Source organism: Gillisia xinjiangensis, assembly GCF_046298265.1.
GTDB lineage: Bacteria > Bacteroidota > Bacteroidia > Flavobacteriales > Flavobacteriaceae > Gillisia > Gillisia xinjiangensis.
The window spans coordinates 860,783-877,554 of record NZ_JBKAHK010000002.1; the positions used below are offsets into that span (position 1 = coordinate 860,783).

The 16,772-nt window shown below is 38.2% G+C and carries 16 protein-coding genes; 7 read left to right on the plus strand and 9 right to left on the minus strand.

Going from position 1 to position 16,772, the window contains the following annotated elements; translation table 11 throughout:
- Positions 1-57: 57 nt before the first annotated feature.
- Positions 58-969: a NifU family protein gene (locus ACKGJN_RS04985; protein ID WP_409538326.1), complete on the minus strand. Its 912-nt coding sequence runs from the start codon at positions 967-969 to the stop codon at positions 58-60.
- A 260-nt stretch (positions 970-1,229) separates the two neighbouring features.
- Here ACKGJN_RS04985 and ACKGJN_RS04990 point away from each other — a divergent pair, with 260 nt between their 5' ends.
- Complete coding sequence (locus tag ACKGJN_RS04990; RefSeq protein ID WP_409538327.1) at positions 1,230-2,234, plus strand: PorP/SprF family type IX secretion system membrane protein; 1,005 nt, start codon at positions 1,230-1,232, stop codon at positions 2,232-2,234.
- Here the strand turns inward: ACKGJN_RS04990 and murI are convergent, their stop codons facing one another.
- From murI to ACKGJN_RS05030, 8 genes are all read right to left on the minus strand, one after another.
- Positions 2,235-3,029, minus strand: coding sequence for a glutamate racemase (murI, locus tag ACKGJN_RS04995; protein WP_409538328.1), 795 nt, complete (start codon positions 3,027-3,029; stop codon positions 2,235-2,237).
- A gap of 64 nt (positions 3,030-3,093) precedes the next feature.
- Positions 3,094-3,603 (minus strand): OmpH/Skp family outer membrane protein, encoded by a 510-nt coding sequence (locus ACKGJN_RS05000; protein WP_040507058.1) that lies wholly within the window; start codon positions 3,601-3,603, stop codon positions 3,094-3,096.
- A gap of 40 nt (positions 3,604-3,643) precedes the next feature.
- On the minus strand, positions 3,644-4,471 hold the full coding sequence (locus tag ACKGJN_RS05005) for an OmpH/Skp family outer membrane protein (protein WP_409538329.1): 828 nt from the start codon (positions 4,469-4,471) through the stop codon (positions 3,644-3,646).
- Positions 4,472-4,503: 32 nt separating this feature from the next.
- The gene (gene bamA / locus ACKGJN_RS05010; protein WP_409538330.1) at positions 4,504-7,215 is read right to left on the minus strand and encodes an outer membrane protein assembly factor BamA; all 2,712 of its coding nucleotides are present in this window, start codon (positions 7,213-7,215) and stop codon (positions 4,504-4,506) included.
- The gene (locus ACKGJN_RS05015) at positions 7,148-7,885 is read right to left on the minus strand and encodes an isoprenyl transferase (protein ID WP_409538331.1); all 738 of its coding nucleotides are present in this window, start codon (positions 7,883-7,885) and stop codon (positions 7,148-7,150) included. The genes bamA and ACKGJN_RS05015 overlap by 68 nt, the downstream gene beginning before the upstream one ends.
- A 1-nt stretch (position 7,886) precedes the next feature.
- On the minus strand, positions 7,887-8,600 hold the full coding sequence (porG, locus tag ACKGJN_RS05020) for a type IX secretion system protein PorG (protein ID WP_409538333.1): 714 nt from the start codon (positions 8,598-8,600) through the stop codon (positions 7,887-7,889).
- 99 nt (positions 8,601-8,699) lie between these two features.
- Complete coding sequence (locus tag ACKGJN_RS05025) at positions 8,700-9,584, minus strand: NAD kinase (RefSeq protein ID WP_409538334.1); 885 nt, start codon at positions 9,582-9,584, stop codon at positions 8,700-8,702.
- Positions 9,585-9,586: 2 nt separating this feature from the next.
- Positions 9,587-10,243, minus strand: coding sequence for an acetoin utilization protein acuB (locus tag ACKGJN_RS05030; RefSeq protein ID WP_409538335.1), 657 nt, complete (start codon positions 10,241-10,243; stop codon positions 9,587-9,589).
- 91 nt (positions 10,244-10,334) lie between these two features.
- Here ACKGJN_RS05030 and ACKGJN_RS05035 point away from each other — a divergent pair, with 91 nt between their 5' ends.
- The 6 genes from ACKGJN_RS05035 (at position 10,335) to tig (ending at position 16,719) form a co-directional block, all read left to right on the plus strand.
- The gene (locus ACKGJN_RS05035; RefSeq protein ID WP_409538336.1) at positions 10,335-11,048 is read left to right on the plus strand and encodes a pyridoxine 5'-phosphate synthase; all 714 of its coding nucleotides are present in this window, start codon (positions 10,335-10,337) and stop codon (positions 11,046-11,048) included.
- Positions 11,048-11,815, plus strand: coding sequence for an alpha/beta fold hydrolase (locus tag ACKGJN_RS05040; RefSeq protein ID WP_409538337.1), 768 nt, complete (start codon positions 11,048-11,050; stop codon positions 11,813-11,815). Before ACKGJN_RS05035 ends, ACKGJN_RS05040 begins: the two co-directional genes overlap by 1 nt.
- Before the next feature lie 114 nt (positions 11,816-11,929).
- A complete protein-coding gene (locus tag ACKGJN_RS05045) occupies positions 11,930-13,180 on the plus strand; it encodes an OmpP1/FadL family transporter (protein WP_409538338.1) in 1,251 nt (416 codons plus the stop codon).
- Between the two features lie 108 nt (positions 13,181-13,288).
- Positions 13,289-14,857: a G-D-S-L family lipolytic protein gene (locus ACKGJN_RS05050; RefSeq protein ID WP_409538339.1), complete on the plus strand. Its 1,569-nt coding sequence runs from the start codon at positions 13,289-13,291 to the stop codon at positions 14,855-14,857.
- A gap of 111 nt (positions 14,858-14,968) precedes the next feature.
- Positions 14,969-15,310 carry a phage holin family protein gene (locus ACKGJN_RS05055; protein ID WP_409538340.1) on the plus strand — a complete coding sequence of 114 codons (342 nt, stop codon included), beginning with the start codon at positions 14,969-14,971 and terminating at the stop codon, positions 15,308-15,310.
- 86 nt (positions 15,311-15,396) lie between these two features.
- On the plus strand, positions 15,397-16,719 hold the full coding sequence (tig, locus tag ACKGJN_RS05060; protein ID WP_409538341.1) for a trigger factor: 1,323 nt from the start codon (positions 15,397-15,399) through the stop codon (positions 16,717-16,719).
- The last annotated feature ends 53 nt before the right edge of the window (positions 16,720-16,772 follow it).

Genomic DNA, 16,772 nt, shown 5'->3' on the forward strand with positions numbered 1-16,772 from the left:
CTCTATCGGATGGAAACTATACCGGAGATTTCCGAGTAAATAATTTCCTGAAATTAATTATCCATTAACCGCTTCAACGTAATCCACTTTCCCCTGAAGCATATCGCGCATCATGGTTTCGATCCCATTTTTTAAGGTTGCAGTGGAGGAAGGGCATCCGCTACAGGCTCCCTGTAATATTACCTTTACTGTTTTAGTTTCCGGGTTGTAGGAATCGAAGGTGATATTTCCACCATCGCTGGCTACTGCCGGCTTAATGTATTCATCTAAAATGTCTATAACCTGCAAAGACACTTCATCCAAATCCCTGGAATTCGATGCTGTCTTTTGGGAAGTTTTGTTTTCTGTTTCTACCGATTCTTCCTTTAATAAAACTTCCTTGCCTTCCTGAAGATAATTTCTGATAAATTCTCTTAATTCCATGGTGATGTCATTCCATTCGGCCATGTCATATTTATTGACGGAAATATAATTTTCGTCCATGAAAACCTCTTTAACAAAGGGCAGATGGAACAAAGCTTTTGCTAAAGGGGCATTTTCGGTAGAATCTATATTTTTAAACTCGGCAGGAGCTATAACCAATTTTTTATTGGCTACAAATTTCATTACCGAAGGATTGGGTGTGCTTTCTGCATAAACAGTTACCGGAACCACTTTTTTGGACGGCTCACTTTCAATGTTAAGAATAACGCCTCCGTCATTTAGAAAATCCTTAAGCTGGGTTGCCACTTCTTCCTGTACATCATCCCATTCTATGATATTGTACTTTTCAATAGCGATGAAATTTTGTGCGATAAAAACTGTTTTCACAAAAGGTAAATGAAATAATTGTTGGGCCAATGGTGATTTTGAGGCTTCTTCTATATTTCCGAATTCAAAACTTTCATGACGGGTCAAAAACTGGTTGGTCTCAAATTTTAGAATTGCGGGATTTGTGGTAGGGTGTATATGTATGGTATATGGATTCATATATAGATATTTATTGTTTTTTTAAATGATCTCCCGATAGCTATCGGGTGTAATTAGCATATCTTCATTCATGTTTTTGTCAAGTTTCCGCTATGCTCATTTCCTACTATAAAATTTTATGCAAAATTACTAAAACAAACTAGGCTAATCTATATATTTACAATTGATATTAAATTTATGTTTATAGGCTTTTCTTATTTTTGGCCTTGTCACGCTTTATTGGAGGATCTTTTTCTTCTCACGGACATTAAATATTTTAAATGAAATCATTTTTCGCTATATTTTTCACGCTTGTTTTTTTCTTTTCTATAAAAATAACAGCACAGGAAGTAATACCAACTTATTCTGATTATTTGACCGATAATCTTTATTTGCTGCACCCTTCTATGGCTGGCGCTTCAAATTTTAACAAAATCCGCCTAACCGCTAGACAACAGTGGTTTGATGTAGATAATGCACCGGCATTACAAACCCTGAGCGTCCATGGCAGGGTGGGGGAGAAAATAGGTGTGGGTGGTATTGTTTTTAACGACCAAAACGGAAATTATTCAAAACGTGGTATGTATGCCACCTTTGCCTATCACCTGCTTTTCTCCCGAAGTGAGCTGGATTTAAATCAATTGTCTTTTGGTCTAAGCGGTGGAGTTGTGCAGCATAGTCTCGATCAAAGCGGTTTTACAACTTTTGATCCTCTTATTGGGGATGGAAATTCTGCAGATATTTATGGGAATGTAGATGTAGGAATGTCGTACTACTATCTTGATTTTTTTGCACATCTTACGGCAAAGAATATTCTTTCAGTAAACAGGGAATTTTTCTATTCAGATGCGGTGCCCAGCAATCAGCGGAAATATCTCTTTTCTGCGGGATATGTTTTTGGCCAGGCAAATAGTGACTGGAGTTATGAGCCTTCAGTGTTATTTCAATTGAGAGAACAAACTTCAGAAAAAAATATAGATGCAAATTTGAAGGTTTATAAAAGTCTTGAACTGGGCGGACTATGGGGTGGATTATCCTTTAGAAGAAGTTTTGAAGGCGCTGAATATACCACGGATGGAGTTGAGATTCAAAATCAGCAGTTGCAATATTTTACCGGTTTTGTTGGACTGGATTACAAGCAATTTCTTGTTGCATATACCTATTCCCATCAAATAAATTCGCTTGTTTTGAGCAATGCCGGGTTTCATCAAATTACCCTAGGGTATAATTTTGGGCAAAACCGTGCGCGTTATGATTGTAAATGCCCGGCGATCAATTCGAATTAATCAAAACTCCAGGTAAGAAACCTCTATGGAAGGGTTCAAAGCTTCTCCTACAAGGTTTGCAAGCACTTCCGAATTACTGTTGCTGAATAATTTGTGTTTTGAAACTTGCCCGGAAATATTAAAGAGATCGAATTTCTCTAAAATTCTTTTGGTTTGTCTGGCTACAGCTTCACCTGAATCTATTATTTTAACGCTCTCAGGAAGGATCTCCTTCAGTTTTGGAGTGAGATAGGGATAATGACTGCATCCTAACACCAGGTAGTCTATTTCAGCTTTAAGCATTGGGGCTAAAAGATTACGTAAAAGGGTTTCCATTTCTGAAGAATCTTTTTTTCCTTCCTCTATTAATTTCACCAATCCTTCCCCAACTACTTCAATTATATGGATATTGCTGGCATATAATCCTGAAGTTTTAGCAAAGAGTTCACTGGATAGAGTGCCTTTTGTTGCCAGTATTCCAATAGATTTTCCAATGGAATTTGTTGCCGCGGGTTTAAGCGCGGGTTCTATTCCTATAAATGGAACTGGATAGCTGGATCTTAGAAAATCTATAGCATTTGTTGTGGCAGTATTACAGGCAACCACGATAAGTTTGGCTCCCATTTCAATTAATTTCTCCGTATTTTTCCGGCTTAACGCAATTATCTCATTTGGTGATTTTTCACCATAGGGAGCATTCCTGCTATCGGCAAGATAGATGCTGTTCTCGTTGGGAAGAAGCTGTACGACTTCTTTCCATATGGAAGTTCCGCCTACGCCAGAATCAAAAAAACCTATAGGAGCTGTGTTGTTCATTTGATACAAAAATAAAAACTGCGCCCGGATAGAGCGCAGTTTTATAAATTATATTTAGAAAATATTACATTCCCAATTCTTTTTTAACATCTGCCATCAGGTCATAACCATCGGCCATAATCACTCCTGAACCATTTGAAGAGTCCAATACGTAATCATAACCTTTTGCTCTTGCAACTTTTTGAATTGCAACACGTGCTTTTTCATACACTGGTTTAAGTAAATCGAGTTCTTTCTTTTGAAGATCCTGTTGTGCATTTTGACCGTGTTCCTGGATCCTTCTTTGAGTGCTTTGTAATTCCTGAGCTCTTTTTGAGTTTTCTTCTTCCGTTTTTGTTGGAGCTTCAGACTCATAACGCTGCATTGTTTTTTGAGCTTCCGTCATCATATCTCGAATCTCTGCATCATAGGTTTTTTGCAATTTTTCCAATTGAGCCATTGCGTCTTTATAAGCCGGAAGTGTTTGTACCAGCTCCTGAGAAGCAACATGCGCAATTTTTGATTGTGCATTTGTAAAAGCAGTGGCTCCAAGGGTTAAAGCCACGGCTATAAGTAAGGTTTTGAATTGTTTCATTTTTAAAATATTAAGGGTTAAAGTGTTAATGGTTTTCATTCTAATTGTTATTCTTGGGTTTATTATTTTCTTCTATTCTTTTTTTGCGTAGGTTGTCTATCGAGTCTTTTTTGCGTTGCCGCTCTTCAAGAACTTTTGCTCTTCGTTCCTCAAATTCTTTTTGTTTCACCGCCCTTAAGGAATCTCGCTCGCGCTGACGTTCCTCTATGAAAGCTTCTCTTTCTGTTTTCACCTTTTCAATAGCTTCTTTCTTTTCAGTGATTGCAGCATCTTCTTCCACAGTTCGGTTTTCTTCTACCTCCATTTTGGCAATTTCATCTTTGGAACTCAATTGTTCCCTTCCTGCTGCACGGGTAATAATTCTTAAAACCTGATCACTTATATTATGTCTCTCTGCAGAAAATACCAAGCCAACATTGGAAGTTCTGTCAAAAATAAAATCATAATTTCTTTGAACTCCTATTTCTTGTAAAGCATTGAAAACCTGATCTTGTATTGGTTGTATCAATGCCTTCTTTTGAATTATCAAATCTCCATTAGGGCCAAATCTTTTTTGCTGATATTCCGCAATTTTTGATTCTTCAAAACCTAAGGTAGCTTCGCGTTCTTCAATTAATTCTTTGGTGAGTAAGGCCCGCTCCTGTTCAAGTGCGATTTTCATTTCCTCCACCTTTTTCAAATCTTTTTCCAGTTCTGTTTTCCACTGTTGAATCCTACTCTCCAGCTGCACAGAAGCTTCTTTATAATCGGGAACATTAGCCAAAATATATTCCATATCGATGTAAGCGATCCTGTTAGGTTTTTGTGCCTGGATTTGCCACCCAAAACCAACTAAAAAAACAAGCGAAAAAAGAATTTGGTGTTTCATACTATAGAGTGTTAGAAATAATCGTGCCAAAACTAGAATTGCTGTCCAATTATAAAATGGGTTTCCCAACCATTAGGCCCTGTTTGCCCTGGAACAGGGTCAAAACCGTACCCAAAGTCAATTCCAAGCAATCCAAATTGGGGCATAAATATACGCAGTCCTGCACCGGCAGATCTGCTTAACTGAAACGGATTAAAGTCCCTGAAATTGTCATAAGAAGCCCCTGCTTCAATAAATGTTAAGGCATAAATGGATGCCATTGGTTTTAAAGTGATAGGGAACCTTAATTCCAGGGAGTATTTATTGAAAATTGTGGCTCCATCCTGATCTGTTGCTGCGCTTAAACTTGTTCTGTCCAATGGAACCACCGATTGATTAGGGTAACCTCTTAATGCAATGGTTTCTCTTCCGTCCAGGCTAAAAGCACCAAGACCGTCCCCTCCAAGGTAAAACCGTTCAAAAGGAGGAATTCCCCGGTCGTTATTATAGGCTCCTAAAAATCCATATTCAACCCCCGATTTTAAAACAAGGTTTTTACTGGGGCTAAAGCTGAATAAAGTGGTGTACCAATCGGCTTTAAATTTAATCTTGTAAAATTCCAGCCAATTAAATTTTTCCTGATCGATTTTGGATGCATCCCCAATTGGGGTTTGTCCCGGCCTTAACCTGGTTCCGTCGCGATTTATTAAGTTGCCATTTCCATCTTCCAGCTGAAACTCTCTTTGATCGGCTAAATTCGCATAATCAATTCCATTCCATAGGGAGTATGGAGGTGTAAATTTTGCGGTTACACTAAAATCAGACCCGCCCGTAGGGAAGATAGGATTTACTCTTAAACTGTTTCTGCTAAGTCCAAGGGTATAAGTTAGGTTATTTGAAAATCCATCCCCGAAAGTAAACAGTCCGGTATTGTAATTGTTTAAATCATAGCGCTGGAATCCAACTGCCTGTGACAATGTGAAGAAATCATCCGGCCATTGTAATCTTTTTGCCAAACCTACATTCACTCCCAGGATATCAAAACTTCTGGATTTATCTGCCTTTCTTGACCTGGGGTCAAATAAGAATTGTCTGGTATAGGAAAAAGAAGTAGATAAACTTACCGGTTTTTTTCCTCCAAGCCATGGTTCTACAAAAGAAAGGCTGTAAGTCTGGTAAAAAATACTGGCCTGCGCCCTTAGGGATAATTTTTGACCATCACCCATTGGTAATGGCTTGTAAGCTTCCTTATCAAATATTCCGGCGATGGAAAAGTTATTAAAGGATAATCCAAGAGTACCAATGAAACCACCTCCACCATAACCTCCCTGAAGTTCTATCTGGCTGGCTCCGGCTTCAACAACACCATATTCGATGTCTAAAGTACCGCTGTTGGGATCTACATTTTTGAAATTGGGACTTATGGATTCGGCATCAAAAAATCCAAGTTGTCCAAGTTCTCTAATAGTTCTTATAACATCCTGCTGATTGTACTTCTGACCCGGTTTTGTTCTAAGTTCCCGGAAAATTACATGGTCTTTGGTTTTATCATTCCCTACCACGCTAATTTCATTAAAATACGCTTCTTTGCCTTCAATGATCCTTATTTCAAAATCTATGGTATCATTATAAACACGTGTTTCAACTGGGTTTATTTGTGAAAACAGGTAACCGTTGTTCTTATAAAGATTAGTTAAATCCTGGGAATCCGGACTGGAATCGTCTTCTATTTGTTTTTTAAGCAATACTCCGTTATAGACATCTCCTTTATTTATTCCTAAAGCTCTGGTTAACTGCTCATCTGTATAAACAGTATTACCTATGAAATCAATATTTCCAATATAATGCTTGGATCCTTCTTCAAGTTTAATTTTAAGTGCAATAGTTTTAGGATCCTTTATAATAAGTGTGTCCGAAATAATTCTGGCATCCCTGAATCCTTTTTCCTTGTATTTGTTTATTATCTTGGTTTTATCTTCTTCAAAATCTTTTTCCACATACTTTGAACGTTTCCAAACCCTGAAGAAATTTTTTTCCTTGGTGTTTTTCATCGCACTTTTAAGTTTTGAATCGGTAAATTGCTCGTTGCCAATAAAATCGATTTCGTCAATTTTAACCTTTTCACCCTGGTCTACATTGACCACCATGTTTATCCTGCCTACTCCAGCAGTATCTACAACAGGAGAAGTATTAATTGCCACTTTCGTGTTGAAGTAACCATCCTTTTTATATTTATTTTCAATATAATTTTTGGTGGTTGTGATAAGGTTCTCGGTCACTTTAACCCCTGGGGTTAAGTTGTTTTCTTTTATGAGTTCTTCCTGTGCCGATTTTTTCTTTATGCCTTGTAGCCTTATTTCAGCCAGTTCTGGTACTTCTACAATTTCCAGTTCAAGATCTGCAACATCCCCTTCAATATTGGTGATGTAGATATTGATATCGCTAAAAAGATCAAGATCCCACAATTTCTTAAGGACCTTGCTTATACGGTCGCCGGGAATGAATATTTCTTCTCCGGGTTTGAGCCCGGTGTAGGCAATCACGGTTTGTTCGTTATAACTAACTGTTCCGGTAACTTCTATATTTCCTATGGTATATTTTTTCCCTTCACCTAAAGGTAGATCCTGCGCCTGAAATGATAAAGTATACATAAAAAAACAGGCAAAAAGGCTGAACCACTTTATTGATGTACCTGTACTAACTAATCTGCTCACTGGTTTTTCCAAATCTTCGTTCTCTGGTTTGATAATTATAAATGGCTTCATATAGATTTTCCCTTCGAAAATCCGGCCATAAGATATTTGTGAAATATAATTCGGCGTAGGCTATCTGCCACAGCAAAAAGTTGCTTATTCTTTGTTCTCCACTGGTTCTAATAAGCAAATCTACGTCTGGTAAATTTCGGGTGTAAAGATGCTGATTTATAATTGATTCATCAATAGCATCAGGGGATATTTCCTCATTTTTTACTTTTTTGCTTAGTTCCTTAACAACGTGTATCAATTCTTCCCTTGAACCGTAACTAAGCGCCAGGGTAAGGACCATACGGGAATTATCCCTGGTTTTTTCAATTACCTCATCAAGCTCCCTTTGAGCTTTTTTAGGTAAATTTTCAAGGTTTCCAATAGCATTTAACCGGATGTCGTTTTTTTGCAGGGTTTTAATTTCTTTTTTTAAGGAAGAAACGAGCAATCGCATCAGGGTATCTACTTCCCTTTTTGGCCGGTTCCAGTTTTCAGTAGAAAAAGCATAAAGTGTAAGGTGTTTTATCCCCAATTCAGCGCTGCCTTCAACCACGTCGCGAACCGCCTGGGTTCCTTCTTCGTGGCCCAGTGCCCGAAGAAGGCCTTTTTGTTTGGCCCAGCGCCCATTCCCATCCATTATAATTGAAATGTGTTTAGGTAGCTTATTTAAATCGATTTTTTCTTTAAACATTCTAATTTAAATGACAATAACATGGTTTTTTTCCAAATGTAAACGTAAGGCTTATCCCTGAAAAAATATACCAATCATTCGTATTCCTGTTTCCAAATTCTCTTGGCGGGTCGCGTCTTCCTAACAATTCAGAAGGGGTGCTCCCATCAATATTATCTGTAAAAGTGTAGCGTGCACCAAATTCAATTCCGGCTATAACATTTTCGGTTAGGGTTTGTTTATAACCCAGTATTACTGGAATTGCGAATTCCCAGTTATCGCCTTGAGGTTGAAGCCTTCCCGCAGGTGGGTTTGCACTTAAATATTGATGTTTTGAATTAAAATAAACAATCCCTGTATATAAATAAGGTGTGCTTTGTTGTTGGGCATCTGCTTTTGTTAAATCAAAATCCCAGTAATTAAACTCTATCCCCAGGGATGCTTCTGCTATATTGTTTGAAAAACTGTAAGCCCTTTGCTGTCTTCTAACGTCGCTTGATTTGGAATCATCGGCATTTATTTCAGCATAAAGAAGTGTTAGTCTAAATGCATACCGCTCACTTATATTCCATTTCCCCATTCCACCGGCGACAAGGCTGTTGGGATTTATGTATGCAGTGCTGCCAACATCACCTATATAATTTGCACCACCAATAAAAGCACCTACTTCGTAGGTTTGGGCAAAGGAAGATGTGAAAAAAGCAAACATAAATAGTAGTGATATAAGGTGCTTCATAAAGTTTAAAAAGTTTGCAAATATAACAATAATGTTTGCCCTATAACAAATTGAGGGGTCAGGTACACTTAATAAACAAGTTTTGAACGTTTTTATTGTTTAATTTCTGCGGTCTTCACCCCATAATAATTTATGACGTAATGTTTTTACGAAACTGTCGGGGTGAAGTTCTACCATATGGATTTTGAACGGCGCCTTGGTAATGGTAATAATCGTTTTATTGTTTAGAGAAGCCAGGCGCGAATCCATAGAAGCCAGATAAAAATCCTCTCTTCCTGAAACTTTTAAGGTAATAGTAGTGTCATCTTTAATAATCAAGGGCCGTGCGTTGAGGTTATGAGGTGCTATTGGAGTGATTGCTAAGGCATCTGTATTTGGCATAATTACAGGCCCACCACAACTAAGGGAATAGCCTGTGGATCCAGTAGGGGTAGAAATTATTAATCCATCTGCCCAATAGCTAGTGAGATAATTGCCATTTAACCAGGTTTCTATGGTGATCATGGAGGTGGTGTTTTTTCGGCTTACGGCAATCTCATTTAATGCGAAGTTGGTGTCCTTGATCTCATCGTTCTCAGGATCTGTTTTTATGCAAAGAACCGTTCTTTCAGAAATAGAATATTTTTTTTCCAGAATTGTTGAAATTGTTTGTTTGATTTCCTCTTTCTGAATTGTAGCTAAAAACCCAAGCCTCCCGGTATTGATTCCTAAAATGGGAATGTTCAGGTCCCGGATGAAATTGATGGATTTTAAGATCGTTCCATCTCCGCCAATACTAAAAAACAAATCGTAGGATGCGTCAAGTTCATCAAAAGTGCTAAAGTGATTATATTCCCTGGTAACTGTTTTATTGAGATGAATAAGGTTTAAAAAATTCTTTTCTATAAAAACCTCAATATTGTCCTGTTCCAGAGCGTGTAAGAGCTCTTCTATATACTTTCCTGAGTTGGAATGATAAAACTGACCATAGATGGCTACTTTCATGCTTAAATTTTAAGGTATTTGTCCAGGTATTCTGAACGATCGTCCATACTTTGGTTGAAACTATCTTCCTGATGTTCGGAAATAACGGTGTACCCATATCTTCTCAGGGTTTGGAGTATTTCATTTAAACCGGTAGAGCTCAGTTTTGCAGTGATTTTGGTTAACCCGTCGGTTTTTTCAGAAATAAAGAGTCCAAAAAGAACCGCGTTATGGGATTCTATTATTTGGGCAATTTCACTAAAAGAATAATCCTTGGATCCTTTTTCAATTACAATGATACCTCCCGGTTCATTTAGAAATGGGGTAGTATTAAAATGGTTGATAATATCGGCGAGTTCCAGGTAACCCAAATAAGTGTTATCCAGGCTTAAAACCGGTAGGATGTTGGTTTGATTTCGCGCAAAAACATCAAGGGTTTCCAGCCAGTAAACCGTGTTTCTAACAAAAAATCCTTCCAGGGCATATGGGTGCTCTCCCAATGTTTTATCTGCTTCAAAAGTACGAATGTCATTAATAGAAAAAGAGCCAAGATATACCCCGTCTTTACCCATTGGGATATGGGTGTAATTTAAATCCTTCAGCAATTTTTGAAGGTCTCTTATTTTTTCCTCCGGATTACGAATTTCAAAATCGTTGATTATATAGTTTTCAAGGCTCATGATTCAGCTTCATTTTTTTGCAAATTAATTAAAATAAAGATCAATTAGGCTTCCTCATCTTTGTATTTTTGTTCATCAAAAGCATAAAATAATGACTCAACTAAGCGTAAATATCAATAAGATAGCCACTTTGCGGAATGCCAGGGGTGGAGATGTTCCAAATCTTCTTCAATTTGCCAAAGATATTGAAATATTTGGAGCACAGGGAATAACAGTGCACCCAAGGCCAGATGAGCGGCATATACGGTACCAGGATGTGCTGGATTTAAAAACAGTTCTAACAACCGAATTCAATATTGAAGGTAATCCTGTTAAAAAATTTATAGATCTGGTATTAAAAATACAGCCGGAGCAGGTAACTTTAGTTCCGGATGCGGAAAATGCGATCACATCCAATGCGGGATGGGATACCATAGCCCACAAGGATTTTTTGCAAGAAGTGATCACTGAATTTAAAAGAAATAAAATTCGAACTTCCATCTTTGTAGATCCAAATACCGAAATGGTAAAAAACGCCCATGCAACCGGAGCCGACAGGATTGAACTTTATACTGAGGAATATGCCAAGCGTTATGCGCTGGGAGATAAAAATGCTGTGGAAATCTATGCCGATTGTGCCAGGATAGCTACAGAGATGGGATTAGGAGTAAATGCAGGTCATGACCTTTCCCTGGAAAATATTCGGTATTTTAAAGAACAAGTCCCGGAACTTCTGGAAGTTTCCATTGGCCATGCTTTAATTACAGAGGCGTTATACCTTGGGCTGGAATCCACTATTAAAAAATATTTAAAATTATTAAAGTAATGATCGATTTACATTCGACTATTCTGGGCGAAGGAAAACCTCTTTTGATTCTTCACGGATTTTTAGGAATGGGTGATAACTGGAAAACCCTTGGCAATAAATTTGCCGAGGCCGGTTTTCAGGTTCATCTTCTCGATCTTAGAAATCACGGGAGAAGCCCGCATTCCGGAGAGATGAACTATGAAGTCATGGCTCAGGATATCAATGAATATTGTACCCGATATAGCCTGAAAAATATTGGGCTATTAGGGCATTCCATGGGAGGAAAAGTAGCTATGCAGGCAGCCGGAACATTTCCGGATTTGGTTGAGAAGCTAATTATAGTCGATATAAGTCCTAAGTATTATGCTCCCCACCATAAGCAAATCATGGAGGGTCTGGCTACTTTGAAGGAAGCCAAACTAACTTCACGAAGTGAGGCTGAAAAACTTCTGGAGAGTTTTATTAAGGATGATGGCACGCGGTTATTTCTTCTGAAGAATCTATACTGGAAAACAAAGGGGAAACTGGCCTTAAGATTAAATCTGGAAGTTTTGAATGATAAGATTGAAGAGGTGGGCAAAGCCTTACCCTCTAAAGCCCATTTTGAAAAACCTGCCTTGTTTATTAAGGGTGAAAAATCCGGTTATATTACCAAAGAGGATGAAAACCTGATCCTGCATCATTTCCCAAATGCTGAAATTGTTTCTATCCCGGGAGCAGGGCACTGGGTGCATGCCGAAAAGATGCCTGAGTTTTATTCTGAAGTTATGCGATTTATGGAATAGCAGTATCAAATTATTATGTATGCATAATAAAATGTCCTTATTTCTTGCGAGATATGGATTTTATGGTAATTTTGGGCTATACATTTTAATTAAAACATATAACCTGAATTTATTATGAAAAAACTTTTATTTCTAACGGTATTTACGTTAGCTGCTGCGGTGACTTACGCCGGAGGGTATCGGGTGAGTTTACAGGGTCAACGCGCTTTGGGTATGGGACATACCGGTGTTGCCGTGGTGAACAGTGCCGAATTGGGCTTTTTTAACCCATCTGGGTTGGTTTATCTTGAAAACAAATTAAATATATCGGCCGGGGTAAGTGCTGTATTTTCTGATGTAGTATGGCAAAATGATGAATTTGGCCAAATGGCCAGAACAGATAGCGCTGTAGGAACTCCATTCTATTTATACGCCTCCTATAAAGTTGCCGACTGGTTAGCACTGGGATTAAGCGCTTATACTCCTTACGGAAGTTCTGTAGCCTGGGAAGACGATTGGGCCGGATCGCATTTGGTGAACAACATAGAATTACAGGCCATTTATGTACAAGCCCTTGCTTCAATTAAGCTTTCAAAATATTTAAGCGTAGGTGGAGGGCCAATTTACGTAAACGGAAGCGTTAACTTTAACAGGAACTTAAACCGAACTTTAACCGATATTGAAGGAAACAGAAGTAATGTTACCGTAGATGCAAGTGGAGTCGCTGCCTGGGGATGGTCTGCATCTGCAATGTTTACTCCAACCGAGAAACTACGGGTTGGATTCAATTATCGTTCAGAAATTATAATTGAGGCCGAAGATGGGGGTGCAACCTTTAGCAACATTCCTAATTCTCCTTTAACTCCTTTTACAAATACAAAATTTGATGCTTCCCTGCCGCTGCCGGCAGAATTAACCGTTGGTCTTTCTTATCAGTTCCTTGATAAATGGTTGTTTGCATTTGATTATAACCAAACTTTATGGAGCGTTTACGAATCCTTGGATCTGGATTTTGAAAACCCAAGTATTCCCGATTCTGAAAATGCCAGAAACTACCAAAGCTCTTCTGTTTACAGATTTGGTTTGCAATTTGACGCTACCGACAGGTTTACCCTTAGAGGTGGTTACTACTTTGATGAGTCTCCGGTTCAGGCTGGATACTTCGCGCCGGAAACCCCGCGAAATGATTCCAATAATTTTACAGGAGGACTTTCTTTTAACGTAAATGACCGTTTTGCTATTGATGCAGCAGTTCTTTATTCAAGATTTGATGAAATAGATGCTTCCTATGATTTTTACTTTGAGAATGGGCAAGCTGCTCCTTTTGAAGGGACCTATAAAAATAGTGCAATTACTCTGGGCTTAGGAGTTACTTATAAATTATAATTTTAAGAAGTTGAGACACATGAAACATCCATAGCGGCAAGTCGATCCACAGCTGGATAATTATTATGGATGTTATATATGACCGATAAAAAACAATAAAATAAACAGATGAAAAACTATATAAAATTTTTACCGTTTTTGGCAATGGGCTTTTTATCCTGTGAGCCGGAGTTAGACAATCCAATAGACCAGGCTGGTTTTTATACCGCTGGGGAAGCAGATTTTTCAAATTATGTAGCACTTGGAAATTCGCTTACCTCGGGTTATGCCGATGGAGCGCTTTATATTACTGGACAGGAAAATTCCTTTCCTAATATTATGGCGCAACAATTTGCCAAGGTGCAGGTTACCAATGGTTTTACCCAGCCTTTAATGGCCGATAATGCCGGAGGACTTCTTATGGGAGGAAATCAAATACCTGGTTTTAATAATAGAAGAGTGCTGGCGGTTGGTGCAAGTGGTCCATCTCCACGAATTTATACAGGAATGGCACCAACTACCGATATCACTAACGTACTGTCTGGTCCTTTTAATAATATGGGTGCTCCGGGAGCAAAAAGTTATCATTTAGTAGCCCCTGGCTATGGAAATATAGCGGGTGTTCCTATAGGAACTGCAAATCCATATTTTGTGCGTTTTGCCTCTTCTCCCCAAGCAACTATTATTGGGGATGCCCTGGCTCAAAATCCAACTTTTTTCTCTCTTTGGATTGGAAATAATGATGTTTTAGGATATGCTACCAATGGAGGGGCAGGAGAAGACCAAACCGGAAATTTCGATCCAAGTACATATGGTGCCAATGATATTACAGATCCTAATGTGTTTGCATCTGTTTATTCTCAAATGGTGACCGGCTTAACAGCCAATGGGGCCGGCGGAGTGCTAATGAATATTCCGGATGTAACTTCTGTGCCTTACTTTACCACTATTCCAAACAATGCGCTTGCGCTTGATGCCGCAACAGCAGCCAGTCTAACGGGATTTTTCCGGGCTGTAGCCGGAATATTCGCCCAGGGTGCAATTCAACAGGGAGCTTCGCCTGAACAGGCTCAAGCCTTAGCAGCACAGTACGCTATAACCTTTAATGCTGGTCCAAACCGCTTTTTAATAGACGTTCCCGTGTCTCAAATGAATCCACTTGGATTCAGGCAAATGACAGAAGAGGAATTGTTGGTTTTAACAATAGATCAACAGGCATTGGGTGAAGGGTATGGTTCAGTGGTTTTAACCCCGGAGGTTATGCAGGTATTAGGGCTTTTACAACAAGGTGGACAACCAACTATGGAACAGGCACAGCTTGTACTTAATGCCGTGAGTGGTATTGATGATAAAGATGTATTAGATAAGGAAGAAATTGAAAATATTGCTGTTGCTACCGCAGCCTATAATACAACAATTAAAGGTCTGGCTCAGGCTAACGGATTAGCCTTTGTTGATATAAAGGCTTTGCTTAACCAACTTGCAAATGGTGGAGTTGCTTTTGATTCAGGTACACTTACCTCCACGTTTGTAACCGGTGGTGCTTTTTCTTTAGATGGAGTTCATCCTACTCCACGTGGATATGCTGCAATAGCCAATGAAATAATGGAAAGTATTAATATAACCTATGGCTCAACTGTTCCTATGGTGAATGTTGGAAATTACAATACAGTTACTTTAAGCAATGATGTTCAATAGCCTTTCTGCTGGAAAGTTTTAAATGTATTAATTAAATCACAAAATGTAAAGCGCCGGAAATTCTCCGGCGTTTTTTTTGCATTTTTGTTAAAATAACCAAACCAACTTAAAATGAGCTTCATTATCCGAATTCTATTAACCGCTGTGGCGGTATTTTTATTGGCAGAATTTCTGCCCGGTGTTTCTGTAGCCGAATATGTAACCGCTATTATTGTGGCACTTGTTCTTGCAGTTTTAAACCTGATTGTAAAACCAATTTTGGTATTGCTTACGCTCCCGGTTACTATTTTAACTTTGGGGCTTTTCCTGCTTATTATCAATGCTGTTATTATTTTACTGGCAGATGCTTTTATTTCCGGTTTTGGAGTAGATGGATTCTGGATCGCTTTGCTGTTTAGCCTTTTGCTCTCCATTTTTCAATCTATCCTGTTTTCTTTATTGGGATCAGATTAGAAGCCTGCTGAAATTCAGTGTTTTGATACTTTGTAAAAAGGCGAAAATTGTGTACTTTTGCACACCAATTTTTATAACAAGTTAAGATGAATATTACCAGAGAGAATATTGATGAATTGAATGCGGTAGTTAAAGTAGATATCGCAAAGGAAGACTATAGCCAAAAAGTTGATAAAATCTTAAAGGATTATCGGAAAAATGCCAATATCCCTGGTTTTAGAAAAGGCCATGTTCCTATGGGGATTGTTAAAAAGCAATACGGTAAAGCCGTTTTGGTAGATGAAGTGAACAAAATGTTGCAGGATGCCCTTAATAAATATTTAACCGAAGAAAAACTGGATGTTCTTGGAAATCCACTTCCTAAAGAACAGGAAAATTTTGACTGGGATCAGGATAATTATAGCTTCGAATTTGAGTTGGGACTTTCTCCCCAGTTTGAAGTTGATTTTGAGACCAAAAAGCCTATCACACACTACAAAATTGTAGCCGGTGAAGAAATGATCCAGAATCAAATCAAGCATCTTCAAAAGCAATACGGGAAACTTATCTCTAAAAATGTTGTTGAAGAGGGAGATGTTGTTGCAGGAACTTTTAAAAATGAAGAAGAAGGTATAGATAGCGCAATCTCGCTTCCTTTGGAAAAACTGAAAGGGAAAAAAAATCTGAATAAATTTGTTGGAGCGAAAGTAGGAGATACCATCAGCCTGAAAACAAAAGGTCTTTTTGAAGATGATCATCAGTTGATAGAATTTCTTAAAATTGATCACGATAATGCGCACGATCTTGATATCGATGTGGATTTCACTATTTCTGAGATCAACAAACAGGAATTGGCTGAATTGAATCAGGAGTTTTTCGATAAACTTTTCGGAAAAGATGAAGTGAAGTCGGAAGACGAACTTAAAGAAAAGATCAAAGAAGATGCGGCAAAGCAATTCACACAGCAAAGTGATCAGCAATTGTTGAATGATGTTACAGAATCTCTTATCGAAAATAATACATTTGAACTTCCGAAAGCATTCCTTCAGAAATGGATACAAACCGTAGGTGAAAAACCTTTAACCGTGGATGAAGCTAAGGAAGAATATGATAAAAGTGAACAAGGTTTGCGTTTTCAGCTAATTGAAGGAAAACTGATTCAGGATAATGATCTTCAGGTGAAATTTGAAGATCTTAAGGCGTTTGCAACTGCAAGAATAAAAGAGCAAATGGCACAGTTTGGCCAGATGGATCCTTCAGAAAAAGAACTGGATGATATTGCAGCCAGAGTGCTTTCAAATCAGGAAGAAGTAAAGCGATTATCAGAGCAATTGCTCAACGAAAAACTGCTTGCTTTTTACAAGGAAAACATTAAAATGAAAGAAAAAGAAGTGACTTATGATGACTTTGTTAAAGAGATTTACAAATAGTCTTTCTTGATTTTTATACATATCTTTAAGGCGTTAAACCAATTGGGATAACG

Coding starts and splice junctions, on each gene's coding strand:
- ACKGJN_RS04985 (WP_409538326.1), bottom strand. CDS start 969: ATGAATCCATATACCATACATATACACCCTACCACAAATCCCGCAATT.
- ACKGJN_RS04990 (WP_409538327.1), top strand. CDS start 1,230: ATGAAATCATTTTTCGCTATATTTTTCACGCTTGTTTTTTTCTTTTCT.
- murI (WP_409538328.1), bottom strand. CDS start 3,029: ATGAACAACACAGCTCCTATAGGTTTTTTTGATTCTGGCGTAGGCGGA.
- ACKGJN_RS05000 (WP_040507058.1), bottom strand. CDS start 3,603: ATGAAACAATTCAAAACCTTACTTATAGCCGTGGCTTTAACCCTTGGA.
- ACKGJN_RS05005 (WP_409538329.1), bottom strand. CDS start 4,471: ATGAAACACCAAATTCTTTTTTCGCTTGTTTTTTTAGTTGGTTTTGGG.
- bamA (WP_409538330.1), bottom strand. CDS start 7,215: ATGAAGCCATTTATAATTATCAAACCAGAGAACGAAGATTTGGAAAAA.
- ACKGJN_RS05015 (WP_409538331.1), bottom strand. CDS start 7,885: ATGTTTAAAGAAAAAATCGATTTAAATAAGCTACCTAAACACATTTCA.
- porG (WP_409538333.1), bottom strand. CDS start 8,600: ATGAAGCACCTTATATCACTACTATTTATGTTTGCTTTTTTCACATCT.
- ACKGJN_RS05025 (WP_409538334.1), bottom strand. CDS start 9,584: ATGAAAGTAGCCATCTATGGTCAGTTTTATCATTCCAACTCAGGAAAG.
- ACKGJN_RS05030 (WP_409538335.1), bottom strand. CDS start 10,243: ATGAGCCTTGAAAACTATATAATCAACGATTTTGAAATTCGTAATCCG.
- ACKGJN_RS05035 (WP_409538336.1), top strand. CDS start 10,335: ATGACTCAACTAAGCGTAAATATCAATAAGATAGCCACTTTGCGGAAT.
- ACKGJN_RS05040 (WP_409538337.1), top strand. CDS start 11,048: ATGATCGATTTACATTCGACTATTCTGGGCGAAGGAAAACCTCTTTTG.
- ACKGJN_RS05045 (WP_409538338.1), top strand. CDS start 11,930: ATGAAAAAACTTTTATTTCTAACGGTATTTACGTTAGCTGCTGCGGTG.
- ACKGJN_RS05050 (WP_409538339.1), top strand. CDS start 13,289: ATGAAAAACTATATAAAATTTTTACCGTTTTTGGCAATGGGCTTTTTA.
- ACKGJN_RS05055 (WP_409538340.1), top strand. CDS start 14,969: ATGAGCTTCATTATCCGAATTCTATTAACCGCTGTGGCGGTATTTTTA.
- tig (WP_409538341.1), top strand. CDS start 15,397: ATGAATATTACCAGAGAGAATATTGATGAATTGAATGCGGTAGTTAAA.